Origin of the sequence: Acinetobacter sp. YH01011, from assembly GCF_013420785.1 — a bacterium.
GTDB lineage: Bacteria > Pseudomonadota > Gammaproteobacteria > Pseudomonadales > Moraxellaceae > Acinetobacter > Acinetobacter towneri.
Genome location: NZ_VOYG01000017.1, coordinates 1 through 14,387 on the forward strand (window position 1 = coordinate 1; position 14,387 = coordinate 14,387).

The 14,387-nt window shown below is 41.6% G+C and carries 11 protein-coding genes and 1 pseudogene; 6 read left to right on the forward strand and 6 right to left on the reverse strand.

Features of this window, described 5'->3' with window-relative positions; genetic code table 11:
- Positions 1-214, forward strand: a pseudogene (locus tag FTT78_RS11480) (IS982 family transposase); the annotation flags it as partial.
- 91 nt (positions 215-305) lie between these two features.
- On the opposite strand, the gene FTT78_RS11485 reads toward FTT78_RS11480, so the two are convergent.
- From FTT78_RS11485 to FTT78_RS11505, 5 genes are all read right to left on the reverse strand, one after another.
- Positions 306-1,853, reverse strand: a complete 1,548-nt coding sequence (locus FTT78_RS11485) for an outer membrane protein transport protein (protein WP_004975430.1) — start codon at positions 1,851-1,853, stop codon at positions 306-308.
- Between the two features lie 355 nt (positions 1,854-2,208).
- Positions 2,209-3,831, reverse strand: a complete 1,623-nt coding sequence (locus FTT78_RS11490; protein WP_180044318.1) for an iron ABC transporter permease — start codon at positions 3,829-3,831, stop codon at positions 2,209-2,211.
- An 87-nt stretch (positions 3,832-3,918) separates the two neighbouring features.
- Positions 3,919-4,935, reverse strand: a complete 1,017-nt coding sequence (locus tag FTT78_RS11495; RefSeq protein ID WP_178318218.1) for an extracellular solute-binding protein — start codon at positions 4,933-4,935, stop codon at positions 3,919-3,921.
- Between the two features lie 34 nt (positions 4,936-4,969).
- Complete coding sequence (locus FTT78_RS11500) at positions 4,970-6,088, reverse strand: ABC transporter ATP-binding protein (protein WP_178866906.1); 1,119 nt, start codon at positions 6,086-6,088, stop codon at positions 4,970-4,972.
- A 269-nt stretch (positions 6,089-6,357) separates the two neighbouring features.
- A complete protein-coding gene (locus tag FTT78_RS11505) occupies positions 6,358-7,713 on the reverse strand; it encodes an amino acid permease (protein WP_180044344.1) in 1,356 nt (451 codons plus the stop codon).
- Positions 7,714-8,034: 321 nt separating this feature from the next.
- On the opposite strand from FTT78_RS11505, the gene prpF reads away from it, so the two are divergent.
- Positions 8,035-9,225, forward strand: a complete 1,191-nt coding sequence (prpF, locus tag FTT78_RS11510) for a 2-methylaconitate cis-trans isomerase PrpF (RefSeq protein WP_180044320.1) — start codon at positions 8,035-8,037, stop codon at positions 9,223-9,225.
- A gap of 194 nt (positions 9,226-9,419) precedes the next feature.
- A complete protein-coding gene (locus FTT78_RS11515; protein WP_178866902.1) occupies positions 9,420-10,355 on the forward strand; it encodes a polyprenyl synthetase family protein in 936 nt (311 codons plus the stop codon).
- A 124-nt stretch (positions 10,356-10,479) separates the two neighbouring features.
- Here the strand turns inward: FTT78_RS11515 and FTT78_RS11520 are convergent, their stop codons facing one another.
- Entirely contained in the window at positions 10,480-10,836 is a 357-nt protein-coding gene (locus FTT78_RS11520) for a hypothetical protein (RefSeq protein WP_004975444.1), read from the reverse strand.
- Between the two features lie 440 nt (positions 10,837-11,276).
- On the opposite strand from FTT78_RS11520, the gene ndhC reads away from it, so the two are divergent.
- From ndhC to nuoC, 3 genes are all read left to right on the forward strand, one after another.
- Positions 11,277-11,822, forward strand: coding sequence for an NADH-quinone oxidoreductase subunit A (gene ndhC, locus FTT78_RS11525; RefSeq protein ID WP_004975445.1), 546 nt, complete (start codon positions 11,277-11,279; stop codon positions 11,820-11,822).
- Positions 11,823-11,828: 6 nt separating this feature from the next.
- On the forward strand, positions 11,829-12,506 hold the full coding sequence (locus FTT78_RS11530; protein WP_004975447.1) for an NADH-quinone oxidoreductase subunit B family protein: 678 nt from the start codon (positions 11,829-11,831) through the stop codon (positions 12,504-12,506).
- Positions 12,507-12,591: 85 nt separating this feature from the next.
- Positions 12,592-14,379, forward strand: a complete 1,788-nt coding sequence (nuoC, locus tag FTT78_RS11535) for an NADH-quinone oxidoreductase subunit C/D (protein WP_004975450.1) — start codon at positions 12,592-12,594, stop codon at positions 14,377-14,379.
- The last annotated feature ends 8 nt before the right edge of the window (positions 14,380-14,387 follow it).

Here is a 14,387-nt window from a genome sequence, read left to right on the forward strand (position 1 = left end):
CTTATTGCCATTTTCTGATGAATTTCATCTACGACAACGTAAAAGAATTGAAACATTGATAGGATTATTGAAAGAAAAATATCACTTAGTTACGAGTAAACATCGTTCGATTGCTGGTTTTTTAGCAGGCGTATTTTCTTCACTATGTGCGTATCAACTTTGCCAAAAGAATAAGCCTAAAATTCATGTGATTAAATCTTTGGCTTATCCGTAACTGGGGTTAGTTAACACTTGTATAAAAACGAGTAGTTTTAAGTGCAAAAAAAGCCACCCCCGAAGGGTGGCTCTTTTGAAAAAAAATTGAATTAGAAGCGGTAACCGATTTTTAAACCGTATGCCCATGCATCGTTGTCTTCAAACTCTGCAACATAATCAGAACCGCCTGCTTGAGCACCTGTTTGGGCTTTAGCATCACCCAACATGAAGTATTTTACACCACCTGCAATAAAGTAGTTTGGTGCAGGTGAGTATTGAACCCCTAGACCCACGTTCCAATAACCTTCAGTAGGACCAAGAGTTGATACAGGGTTACCTGCGCCAGAATCCCAACCTACAGATACGTTGCCAGCCCATTGGTCATTTAATTTGCGACCAACACCTACAGTTGCAGAAATTTGGTCATCTTCATATTCAACTAGATTAAAGCCATTAGGACGTTGAACTAGAGGACCTACAGCCTCACTTACAAGACCAAATTTATGTGGACGGATAGAGAACTTAGACCACTCTACCCAACGTAAGTTTGCAAATGCCACAGTATTTGCCATGATTCCAGTTTGGAAATCTAAATTTACAGACTGTGGTGTGGTAATTGTAGTTTTACCTTCTGAAGTTGCGATAGCACCTGCTGCTGCCGCACCATTCGGCAGTAATGCTAATGCTTCAAGAGTTGGTAATGTTTCGCGCACATTAACGTCGTGATCAATTTCTGAACGATATGTCAAAGATGCTTTTAAGGCAATTTCAGGAATTTGGTATGAAACCCCAGCTAACCAGCCCATTGCACTATCTTCAGGGATTGATGCATCATAACCATTGAATAGGCTATATGCTTGACCACGAAGTGCTACATTACCTTTAATGGTTTGGTAAACGGCACCACCATAAATATTCCAATTTTCAGTAGGTTGGAAACCAGCAATAAAAGAAAGGTTTTGTGTATCAACTTCTACGCTAGTATTTCCTGTTCCTAATAGGTCATTTACGTTAGCCAAACCAGCATCAACTGCTTGAGTCACCGCATTTTGAACATTTTGAGTGATTGCAGCTGTAACGCCATTTTCAATCGTTGTCATCGCAGCAGTATTACTACGAATTACTGACTCTGCAATTGCTTGGGTAGGGGCTGCACCACTTGCAACAAGTCCAGCAGCTTGGGCTGAAACAGTACTATCTATGCCTGCTTGTAGATTTTGAGCTAATGCTCCAGGAAGATTTGCTGCAACTTGTGTATCAATGGTGGTTTGACGAATCCCAGCCAAAGCTTCAGGTGCTAGAATTGTATTGGTCGCATCTGAAACGAAAACATTGTTACCAGTATAAGCAGCATCAGCACCATATGGTTGATCGTATAAAATACCAAATGAGAAGTTTTTTGTTGGTTGAAGTTTTAGGGCTGCGCTAGGGAAATAATAATCGCCTGCCATATCTCCAATACTACGACGAGTATCACTTGTGCCTGCTTCTTTACCAGAAACATTTGGATCTAATACAGAAATACCTGCTTCAAAATAGTTACCCGGTTGTAAGAACGCAGCAATAGATTGACCAGAACGATCTAGAGCTGCAGCAAAAGCACCTGTCATTGGTACAGTTGCTAAAATCATTGCTGTGCTTAGTGCTTTTAATTTCATTATACATTTCCCTTGGGCTATAAAGTCTTTTATGACAGTTTTTGTTGATGCTTTAAGCTTTCATCTAGGATGATTTCGGCTTGTATTCACCGAGACCATTTGTTACTCCATGTGACAAAAATATCACAATTAAAATAAGAGTAAATGCTCTAGAAAAAACTATTCAGTATAAAAATTAAACCAAATAGAGTATTTGTTCTAATAAAGAGGTGTTTTTTATCTATTAGTATTTGATAAATAAGAAATAAAATTAATAAATTCGCATTTGGTAGGGTGTTTTTGATTGGTTAAAAAAAATACTATTTTTATTCTAAAACCCATTGTTGCTCTGCATATTTAGCAACAATGGGACAGATCAACGTGTGGTTTTTCCAAGCTTTGCCAATAAAATAACAGGAATAAGACCGACCAATACAATTAGCAAGGCAGCCACAGCACCATCTTCATAGGTTCCTCTAGAAGCTTCTGCATACAATTGGGTAGCGAGTGTTTCCATATTTAGAGGACGGAGCAATAAAGTTGCTGGCAGCTCTTTCATGCAGTCTACAAAAATTAATAAAGCTGCAGAAATAATGGCAGGACGCAATAATGGCAAGTGCACACGCCATAAAATCGCAAAGCTGTTTTGTCCTAAATTACGTGCAGCATCATCAAAAACACCATGAATACGGTTATAGCCTGACTCAATGCCACCTACTGAAATAGCTAAAAAACGCACAGCATAAGCATAAATAAGGGTAAAACTAGTACCGAGAAATAATAAACCTGTGTGTATCCCTAATTTAAACTCTAAAAAATCTGCAACGGCATGATCAATTTTGCCCAAAGCCAACATGAGACCAATGGCTAAAACAGTTCCTGGAATGGCATAACCTAAACTGGCAATACGGCTAAACCAGTTGTGTTTGCTAAAACGTGCCGCACTGACAATAAAGAAACCAATCAAAATAGTTACCACAGTTGCAAGACTGGCAAGGATTAGTGTGTTGATTGAGGCTTGTAATAGGAAATCTGAAAAGCCTGCATATTGAATGCGTTTATAGGATTCGACCAATAAATGACTGGTTGGAATTAAAAAGCCAATACAAACAGGAATTAAGCCCACGCCTAGTAACACAAGCGCTTTAAGCCCTTTGACCGATTGTGCAGGCATTAAACGGCTGCGTTGAGCCGAGTTCATATAGCGCTGTTTACGTCGTCCTAAACGCTCTACTAACACCAATAAGGTAATAATCATCAACATGAAAATGGCAATTTGTGCAGCACTGGCTAAATCGGACTGATTGGTCCAGGTTGAATAAATCGACAAAGTTAAGGTTTTAATGCCTAAAAATTCTGTTGCACCAATATCATTAATGGTTTCCATTAAAACCAGACTAGTACCCACAGCAATTGCAGGACGTGCCAGTGGAATTGCAACACGTAAAAACACTTGATCGGGTTTTAATCCTAATGTACGTGCAACCTCAATTAAACTGGCCGATTGCATCAGAAACATTGCACGGGTGCTTAAATACACATACGGATACAGTACAAAGCTAAGCAAGAAGATGCCGCCCCAAACTGTACGAATATTAGGAAACCAAAACTGTTGTAATTCTAAATTAAACCCATCCCGCAGGATACTTTGCACAGGGCCAATGGGGTGCAAAATGTCGATATAACTATACGCAATAATATAAGTTGGTACGGCTAAAGGCAGCAGTAAGGCCCAATCTAAAAATGCACGACCTCGGAATTGATATGCTGTTACAATCCATGCGCTGCCTGTACCAATCAGGATGGTGAGAATACCCACACCCAACAATAAAATCCCTGTTTCTGCCAACGTGTGTGGAATTACATAACGCAGCAGATGCCCCCAAATTTCGCTATCACCTTGTAATGCTGTCCAAATTAAAGCGAGCACAGGTAAACAGGCGAGTAGCGTCAATAACCCACTGAGCGAAAATAAAAAATTAAATTTATTTTTAAGCATTGCGATAGAGGTACTAAATAAGGGGGAGGGAGCAGCAGAGCATCTTACAGTGCAAAGCGCTGCACTGTAAGACAAAAGCAGGAAATTTTAGCGGTTAAACTGGACTTTATCGACCAATAAGTTGGCGGCTTTACGGTGACGTGCAATATCGCTTAAGCGAATCGAGTCGATATTGAGTTTACCGAAGCTGGCAATAATAGGGTCAATTTTTACCCCAGGTTTGACTGGGTATTCAAAGCCGTTTTGTGCGTAGATGGCTTGTGCATGATCTGAAGCTAGAAACTCAAGCAGTTGCACGGCTTCTTTGCGGTTTGGTGCATGTTTTGAAACCACTGCACCCGATACGTTGACATGCGTTCCACCATTTTTAAAACGCGGAAGTACCACGTTAATGGCATTGCCCCAACGTTGTTGTTCGGCATCGCCTGTACGCATCGTGCCGACATAGTAGGTATTGGCTACGCCAATATCACAAATTTTTCCTAAAATATCACGTGCCACATCACGGTCACCACCGCTGGCTGGACGGGCTAAATTGGCTTTTACGCCACGCAACCAAGTTTCGGCTTGTTTTTCGCCATGATGGGCAATATACGCTGCAATTAAAGCAGTGTTATATGGATGGTTGCCTGAACGAATACAGATTTTATTTTTCCATTTTGGATTGGCTAAATCTTCATAAGTAATCGCATTAAGCGGTGTACGGTCTTTAGAGGCGTAGACTGCACGTGCACGCATCGACAAGGCATACCAATGACCATTGGCAGCACGTAAATTGGCAGGAATTGCACTATTTAAGGTTTTAGAACTCACGCGCTGAGTTAGACCACTTTCAACCAAATCAACCAAATTCCCAAAATCTACAGTCAGCATCACGTCGGCAGGCGAGCGACGGCCTTCTGCTTTCACACGTTCTAATAAACCATCTTTAATAAAAACCGTATTCACTTTTACCCCAGTTTTTTGGGTAAATTCAGTCAATAAAGTTTGAATGAGCACAGGTTCACGTGTGGTGTATAAATTGACTTCCGCTGCTTGTGCGACACTTGCACCAAATGCAAGTAGACCTGTAACAAGCAATGATAGTTTCGACAATGGTTTCATACAGTATTCCTAATTAAAAAATTTAAATTGAAATCTAAACCTGAATCGCGGTCTGAGAAGAAGGCGGTGTGGTGGCTGATTGCTCATCAGAAGCCAAGTAATAACAGCTGTTTAAATCGACAGAAACATAGACCTGATCAGTAGGTTGAATATCTTGAAGGTGGTTCACTTGTGCTAAAAGCGTGAGATCATGATCGCGTAGTTTTAGATGCAGTTGTTGTGCATGACCCATAAAACTGGATGACACAACGCTTGCGGGCAACGCATTTTCACTTGGTGTTTGGCTGACACGCAAGTGATGCGGACGGAAGCAGCAGACCAGTGAATCTTGAGCGGTGGTATGTTCTGGCAAATCAATCTTGCCAAATACGGTATGAATTTCTTGGTGATCGATTTGCGCTGGGATTTCATTCAATGTGGAAAAATAGCGTGCAGCAAATAACGTTTTAGGCTGTAAATAAAGTTGTTTCGGTGAACCAATTTGAATAATTTGCCCTTGATGCATCAAAATAATTTGATCGGCAATTTGCAATGCTTCTTCTGGGTCATGTGTCACGATAACCGTAGTCGTTGCAGTTTGTTTGAGGAGTTGAATGGTATTTTGACGAATTTGATCACGCAGACGATGATCCAAATTTGAAAAAGGTTCATCCATCAACAAAACTTGCGGTTCTGGTGCTAAGGCACGTGCTAAGGCAACGCGTTGTTGTTCGCCGCCCGAAAGTGTATATGGATAGCTGTCTTGATGATGCAACATGGAAACATGCGCTAAAGCTTGTTTGGCAATGGTTTCCCGCTGCGCTTTGGGAAATTTCTTTAAGCCAAACATAACATTGTCTAACACACTTAAATGTGGGAAAAGTGCATAATCCTGAAACACTAAACCAATATTGCGTGCTTCCGCAGGAATCTGTGCTTGCTCACTCCACAAGGTATTTTGTTCCAGTTGGATTGTGCCGCTGCTTGGTGTTTCCAAGCCTGCAATCAGACGTAGCATTGTGGTTTTGCCGCAGCCTGAATGACCTAATAAACACACAATTTGTCCACTCATCGCTGACCATGTTGCTTGTTGCACTGCAAAACGCGAACCAAACTTTTTACTGAGCTGTTGGATCGTCAAGACATTGGCAGGTTGAGCAGCGTACGCATTCATAGTTTATTCACACGACAAATTTTGTGCTCAAATGATAACTAAGAACTCTTCTCATGTAGAGTCTTTTTATCATTTAGAATGTAAATGATGTAGTTTTTGCTACAAAAAGTTGAAATATCAACTGAAAACAATAGGTTGGAATTTAAATTATTTTAAGTGCAGCACTTTATTTATGGGCTATTAAAAGGGGGGGGCTTAAAAGCAAAAAGTTACTGCCGAAGCAATAACTTTTCAATTTTTAGAAATCTGTACTATGCGTACTATGCAAATTAAGGTTTTTTCGTATTAAGCACTCTAAATAAAATGTACATCAAGACCACCCATACAGGAATCATAATGACTGATTCTTTAAAGCCTTGAGTCCACATAATATAAAGTACCACTGCAATAAACGCTAAAACCAAATAGTTGCTAAATGGTGACCATAGCGCAGGGAACTTAGTTGGAATCGCTAATTTTTTCAGTGTGCTGGTAAATTTAAGGTGAGTCAAACTGATCATCGCCCAGTTTAAAACCAATGCACCCACAACAATATACATGAGGTGGCTTAAAGCTTCTTCAGGTACAAAGTAGTTCAACAATACACAGCCGAAAATTAATACCGCAGAGAATAATACTGCTGGAATTGGCACACCTTGTTTATTCACTTTTAGGAAAATTTTTGGTGCGTTACCTTGTTTGGCTAAACCAAACAGCATACGGCTGTTGGCATACATCCCACTGTTATACACAGAAAGTGCCGCAGTCAAAATCACGAAATTCAGTAAGTGCGCTGCCCATTCAATGCCCATTTGACTAAAAATCATTACGAATGGACTTTTATCTAAACCACCTAAATCTAACTGATTCCAAGGCACTAAAGACAATAGAATGGTGAGTGAACCGATATAGAAAATTAGAATACGGAACACCACTTGGTTAATGGCTTTAGGAATGGTTTTTTCAGGATCTTGCGCTTCTGCGGCAGCCATACCAATCAACTCAATGCCGCCAAAGGCAAACATGAGGAATGCAAGCATGAAGAACAGACCTTCAAAGCCATTCGGGAAGAACCCCCCATGCGCCCAAAGGTTGCTGAATGATGCGGTTGAATTGGCATCTGCAGAAAGTAAGAGATATAAACCAAACACAATCATCGAAACCACAGCAGCGACTTTAATGATTGCTAGCCAGAATTCTGACTCACCATAGAACTTTACATTGCCCAAGTTAATAATGGTAATCACAATGAAAAAGAACAGTGCCGAAGTCCAAGCAGGAATATGCGGCCACCAGTAGTTAATATATTTGGCAACTGCGGTGAGTTCTGCCATTGCCACCAAAATATACAAAATCCAGTAGTTCCAACCTGCTAAAAAGCCAGGGAATTTACCTGCATATTTATAGGCAAAGTGACTGAATGATCCTGCAACGGGCTCATGAACAATCATTTCCCCCAATTGGCGCATAATTAAAAATGCAATAAGACCACCAATGGCGTAACCCAAAATAATAGAAGGGCCAGCAGATTGGATGACCTGCGCGGAACCTAAGAATAAGCCTGTACCAATTGCGCCACCCATGGCAATCAATTGAATATGGCGGTTCTTTAAGCCACGCTGAAGTTGTGAAGACTCGTTGTTCAAAGTATTCAGCCCGACAAGGAAAAAGTGACAAGATTGTAATAGATCAAATTTCATTAGCCTAGTAGCTAGGCAATAATGAAATAAATTTATAATAAATATTAAAATATTTTATGGTTTTTATTTGTATAAAAGATAAGTGAATCAATATATTAATTTTATTTTTGCCTTATAAATCAAGATGACTGGTTAGGGTGAAATTTACCAAATGTTGTTTTTTTATACTTAAGTCAAGACCGCGATACCTTTTGAATAAAAACCGTTATGATGCAAAAGGGTCTTTTTATATGGCCATAACAATCAAAAAACAAGGGAATAAAATTCATGCGTTTTGCACCACAAGTTAAAATTCCAGCAACATATATGCGTGGCGGTACCAGTAAAGGTGTATTTTTTAAACTTGATGATTTACCTGCAGCAGCGCAGCTGCCAGGCAAAATTCGAGATCAAATTTTATTGCGTGTGATTGGCAGTCCAGACCCTTATGCCAAGCAAATTGATGGAATGGGCGGTGCAAGCTCAAGTACCAGTAAAACCGTAATTTTAGCCAAAAGCACTCAACCCGATCACGATGTCGATTATTTGTTTGGGCAAGTTTCGATTGATCAGCCATTTGTCGATTGGAGTGGCAACTGCGGTAACTTAACAGCTGCAGTCGGTGCATTTGCGATCAGCAATGGCTTGGTCGATGCCAGTAAAATTCCAGAAAATGGCATTTGTACTGTACGTATCTGGCAAAAAAATATTGAAAAAACCATTATTGCGCATGTGCCTATGGCGCATGGTCAGGTGCAGGAAACGGGTGATTTTGAGTTGGATGGCGTGACTTTTCCTGCCGCAGAAGTACAAATTGAATTCTTAGACCCTGCCGATGATGGCGAAGAAGGTGGGGCAATGTTCCCAACTGGAAATGTGGTGGATACTTTGCATGTGCCAGATATAGGAACATTCCAAGCGACCTTTATTAATGCGGGTATTCCAACAATTTTCCTAAATGCAGAAGAAATTGGTTATATAGGCACAGAACTGCAAGATGCAATCAATGGTGATGCACAAGCTTTGGCACGTTTTGAAACCATTCGCGCTTATGGTGCTAAACAAATGGGTTTGATTCAGGAAATTGCTGAAGCTGAAAAACGCCAACATACGCCAAAAATTGCCTTTGTTTCTGCGCCAAAAAGTTATGTATCTTCAAGTGGTAAACAAATTCAGGCTGAAGATACCGATTTATTGGTACGTGCATTGTCGATGGGTAAATTACACCATGCCATGATGGGTACAGCAGCAGTCGCGATTGGTACAGCTGCAGCCATTCCGGGAACATTGGTCAACTTGGCTGCGGGCGGGGGAGAGCGTGAAGCAGTGCGCTTTGGACATCCATCAGGTACGCTTCGTGTGGGTGCGCAAGCCGTGCAGGAAAATGGACAATGGCAAGTCAAAAAAGCTGTGATGAGCCGTAGTGCACGTGTATTAATGGAAGGTTGGGTGCGTGTACCTGCGGAAACATTAGAATAAGTTTTGTTTGCAGTGCAAGGCGCAGTGAAGGATAGGATAGACGAAGTGTCATAGACTCTAGTTAACTAAATACAGCCTCTATTTCGATAGGGGCTTTCTTATGGCTGAAATGTTATATCAGTTCAGTTAAGGCTTAAAAAACTTTGAATTACAGGTACAATGCTGCAACACAGGCAGCTTACTGCTTATTAGACATGAACCAACCACTCGAGGCGAATGTGTCATCACTTCACGATTTACAGGCGCATGCATTAACCGCAGCCCAACAACGTATTCAGCAAGACTTGCTTACCGCTTTAGAGGCTTTTGCATTGCCAGAACCGTTAAAGTCTGCCGTGCATCATGCCGTCATGTTGGGTGGAAAACGTGTTCGCCCTGCCTTGTGTTATGCCACCGCAGCATTAAGACCGAATCAAAACTCTGCTGCGGTACGCCGTGCTGCAGTTGCGATTGAGCTGATTCATTGCTATTCATTGGCACATGATGACTTGCCGTGTATGGACAATGACTTGTTGCGTCGTGGGCAACCGACGTGCCATGCAGCGTATGGTGAAGATACAGCATTGTTGGCAGGCGACATTTTACAGTCGATGGCATTTGAAATTTTAGGCAGTCGTTTGTTTGATCAGGCTGTTGCAGTAGATCAAGGCATTGTGCTCAAACAGATGCAAATTTTAGCCACCGCTTCTTCAAAAATGGTCTGTGGTCAGGTTTTAGACTTGCAGTCTGAAGGTAAACAGGTAGATCAGGCGACTTTGGAAAATATCCACCGTAATAAAACAGGGGCGTTAATTTCTGCAGCGGTGATGATGGCCGCTGTGACCGTGTTTGATGGACGAGATAAAGCGATTCCGCAATTGCGTGAATATGCGCAGGCGATTGGTTTAGCCTTTCAGGTACAAGACGATATTTTAGATATTATTTCGGATACTGAAGTACTAGGTAAAACTGCAGGGAAAGATGAACAAGTTGAAAAATCGACCTATCCTGCACTCATGGGCTTGGAAAAAGCACAAGCTTATGCACAAGAATTGCACGATCAAGCCTTTGCTGCGTTGGCATATTTTAAAACTGATACCGTCTTAGAGTTACAGCAAATTTCCGAGTTTTTATTGTCACGTAAAAGCTAAATTATTCTAGATGGAGGGCTTGTGGCTCTCAATACTCAAAAGCGAGCAGATGCTCGCTTTTTTGTGCTTTATGAAAGTGTTAGCTGTTTTAAGCGACACACTTTAATGCAGATTCTATACGGCTTTATTCTTGCAGCGTTGCATCAGGTGGCAAAATTACTTTGCCTTGTTTTAAGCTGTCTAAAGCCTCACGGTTAAAATCTACCAATAAAGAATTGTTTTGTGGATCAATCGCATAACGGCTAATTAATTTTTGATCGCCTTGTAAGGTTTCAAGGCGGTATTCATCTGCAATATTCATAATGCCGTCTAAATTAATGGTGGCAGATGCTTTGTCTTGGCGAAATAATTCGTAAATATCACGCAGGTCAAAAATTGCATTTTGTGCGTCAGGATGTTTTTCAAAATAATTTTGCAAATGACGAATAAATAATTGCGCAAACATAAAGTAATTTGGTTTGTGGGTATAGTCTAAGCTCATGTGTTTACTCCTTATTATTCAAATTTTTAATGCTTACTAGGAATAGCACACTCTGAGTGAAAAATTAAAGAAACTCAGGGCTTAAGTTGCAAAAACTACACAAACTTTTGTACGGCTTAAACTAAGCTGAAACCTGAAGTTGCGATGATCTCTCTATAAATTTAAAAACTTTGCAACGAACCGCTCAATTGGTGTTTTGGAAAAAATAATCACAACTGACTTATCTATTTGTTAAAGCGATTAAGAGCCCTACGGAGTAGTGGAATTCTAAAATATCAAGTATTTGAATAAAAAATCATCCGAAAGACTAAGACTTATGAACTAGCAAGTGAAATCATAAATCAGGTACAATTGGCGTGATTAATTTTGTGTTTGGTGTATTTGAAGGCCAATACATACATTCTTTGTTAATAAATAGGCCTGCCAGGAGTTATCCCCGCATGAGTGCCATTACTCCATACGAATGGGCAATTATTGCCTTCGTGATCGGCGTTACATTTTTATGCGTCTTTATGCTGACCGTTCCTTTACTCCTTGGGGGTAAATCATGGGGGCGTGCGAAGCAAGAGCAGTTTGAGTCGGGTGTTGTAGGTGCTGGTGGAGCACGTATCCGCTTATCTGCAAAGTTCTATTTGGTTGCAATTTTCTTCGTTGTTTTCGACTTAGAAGCACTTTATCTATACGCATGGGCAGCTTCTGTTCGTGAAGTAGGTTGGGTGGGCTTTGCAACGGCTGCTGTATTTATTTTAGTTTTACTCGTTGGCTTAATTTATGAATTATCAACTGGTGCGCTGAACTGGGCTCCATCTGATAAGCGTAAAGCAGCAGGGATTAAACCTAAAATTGGTTCGCCAAATATGGATCTTGCAGAAATCACACGCTTTAACTCAATTGAAGAATTGGTAACGGACCCTACCGGTCAAATTCCAGCTCAATCCTCTGGTCGTGTAAAAAAATCTGCGACTACCTCATCTGACAAGGAGTAACTCGGGATGAAATATACCTTAACCCGTGCGAATCCCGATGCTGATCAATATCCACTTCAAGAGCGTCAAATCGTAACCGATCCGCTTGAAGAAGAAGTGAATAAAAATGTGTTCATGACTCGTTTAGAAGACTTGGCACATACAGCAGTAAACTGGGGACGTAAGAACTCAGTTTGGCCGTTTAACTTTGGTACATCGTGCTGCTACGTAGAGTATGCAACTACCTTAACAGGTGTGCATGACTTGTCACGTTTTGGTGCAGAAGTTATTCGTGCTTCACCGCGTCAGGCAGACTTGATGATTGTTGCAGGTACGTGTTTTGTGAAAATGGCACCTGTAATTCAGCGTTTGTACGAGCAAATGCTTGAGCCTAAGTGGGTAATCTCAATGGGCGCATGTGCAAACTCAGGTGGTATGTACGACATTTATTCAGTTGTGCAAGGTGTGGATAAAATCATTCCTGTGGATGTGTACATTCCGGGTTGCCCACCACGTCCTGAAGCATTAATCCAAGCATTGATGTTATTACAAGACCAAATTCAATTAGAGCGTCGTCCGTTGTCAGCGGTGATTGGTGATGATCTTAAGCCAGTGTATAAGCCGAAGATGATGCCAGAACGTGACCGTAAGAATGCACAGCGTATTGCGGTGAAAAACTTACGCTCTATGGATGAAATTAAATAATTTAAACGTACAAATATTGATGCACCCGACGGGTGTAGTTGTCGTTTAGGTTGACTGAATTTGTATTAAATAGGAAGCCAAGCCAATGGCTGAAACTGACATTGCTATGCCAGAATCAACAGCAGTTGATTCACGCCCAGCATTTGCAATTGTAGAAGAGCTCAAAACCAAATTTGGTGAGAACTTCTATGTGCAAACGACTTTTGAAGATTTTCCAACAGTCTGGGTTGAGCGCGCACGTGTACAAGAAGTTTTAATGTTCTTGCGTACAGTGTCACGTCCATACGTGATGTTGTTCGACTTGTCTGCGGTAGATGAGCGTTTGCGTACTCACCGCGATGGTCTACCTGCGTCTGACTTTACTGTGTTCTATCACTTGTTATCGCTTGAGCGTAACACGGACATTCGTATTAAAGTTGCGTTGAATGAAAGCGATCTCAACATTCCAACAGCAACCAACATTTGGCCAAATGCCAACTGGTACGAGCGTGAAGCTTACGATATGTTTGGTATCAACTTCGAAGGGCATCCAATGCTTCGTCGTATCTTGTTGCCAACATACTGGGAAGGTCACCCGTTACGCAAAGAGTATTCTGCACGCGCAACGGAATATACACCGTATATGCAGAACCAAGCCAAACAAGACTTCGAGCAAGAACACCTTCGCTTTGTGCCTGAAGATTGGGGCTTAAAGCGCGGTAATAAAGACGAAGACTTCATGTTCCTGAACTTGGGTCCTAACCACCCATCTGCGCACGGTGCGTTCCGTGTAATTTTGCAGTTGGATGGTGAAGAAGTGAAAGACTGTGTGCCAGATATCGGCTATCACCACCGTGGTGTGGAAAAGATGGCTGAGCGTCAAACTTGGCATTCATTCATTCCTTATACAGACCGTGTGGACTACTTGGGTGGTTGTGCGCAAAACATGCCGTATGTCATGGGTGTGGAACAACTGGCAGGCATTACTGTGCCAGACCGCGCACAATGTATCCGTGTCATGATGTCGGAATTGTTCCGTATCAATAACCACTTATTGTTCATTGGTACTGCAATTCAGGATGCGGGCGGTATGACCCCTGTATTCTATATGTTCGCAGACCGTCAAAAAATCTACGATGCGATTGAAGCTATTACCGGTTACCGTATGCACCCAGCATGGTTCCGTATCGGTGGTACCGCACACGACTTACCAAACAATTGGCAACACCTGATTCGTGAAATCTTAGAGTGGATGCCAAAACGTATGAACGAATACTACACTGCGGCATTACGCAACTCGGTATTCATGGGTCGTACGCAAGGCGTAGCGCAGTATGATGCGAAATCTGCCTTGGCTTGGGGTGTGACAGGTACTGGTTTACGTGCAACAGGTATCGACTTTGACGTGCGTAAATACCGTCCATACAGTGGTTATGAAAACTATGACTTCGAAGTACCTGTAGAGTACGAAGGCGATGCTTACGCACGTGTACTGGTTCACTTCCGTGAAATCGAAGAGTCATTGAAAATCATCAAACAATGTCTAGATAACATGCCATCTGGTCCATATAAAGCAGACCATCCATTGGCTGTTCCACCACCAAAAGACAAGACATTACAAGATATTGAAACCCTGATTACGCACTTCTTAAGCGTGTCTTGGGGTCCTGTAATGCCTGCTGGTGAAGCATCTGTAATGGCAGAAGTGGTGAAAGGTGCATCGAACTACTACTTGACTTCAGATAAGTCAACGATGAGTTACCGTACCCGTATTCGTACACCAACTTTCACGCATTTACAGCAAATGCCTTCTGTGATTAACGGCAGTCTGGTATCTGACTTAATCATTTATTTAGCGACCATTGACGTCGTAATGGCAGACGTGGATCGCTAAGGGGTAAA

Coding starts and splice junctions, on each gene's coding strand:
- FTT78_RS11500 (WP_178866906.1), bottom strand. CDS start 6,088: ATGAATGCGTACGCTGCTCAACCTGCCAATGTCTTGACGATCCAACAG.
- FTT78_RS11490 (WP_180044318.1), bottom strand. CDS start 3,831: ATGCTTAAAAATAAATTTAATTTTTTATTTTCGCTCAGTGGGTTATTG.
- nuoC (WP_004975450.1), top strand. CDS start 12,592: ATGGCTGAAACTGACATTGCTATGCCAGAATCAACAGCAGTTGATTCA.
- FTT78_RS11520 (WP_004975444.1), bottom strand. CDS start 10,836: ATGAGCTTAGACTATACCCACAAACCAAATTACTTTATGTTTGCGCAA.
- FTT78_RS11485 (WP_004975430.1), bottom strand. CDS start 1,853: ATGAAATTAAAAGCACTAAGCACAGCAATGATTTTAGCAACTGTACCA.
- FTT78_RS11530 (WP_004975447.1), top strand. CDS start 11,829: ATGAAATATACCTTAACCCGTGCGAATCCCGATGCTGATCAATATCCA.
- prpF (WP_180044320.1), top strand. CDS start 8,035: ATGCGTTTTGCACCACAAGTTAAAATTCCAGCAACATATATGCGTGGC.
- FTT78_RS11495 (WP_178318218.1), bottom strand. CDS start 4,935: ATGAAACCATTGTCGAAACTATCATTGCTTGTTACAGGTCTACTTGCA.
- FTT78_RS11515 (WP_178866902.1), top strand. CDS start 9,420: ATGAACCAACCACTCGAGGCGAATGTGTCATCACTTCACGATTTACAG.
- ndhC (WP_004975445.1), top strand. CDS start 11,277: ATGAGTGCCATTACTCCATACGAATGGGCAATTATTGCCTTCGTGATC.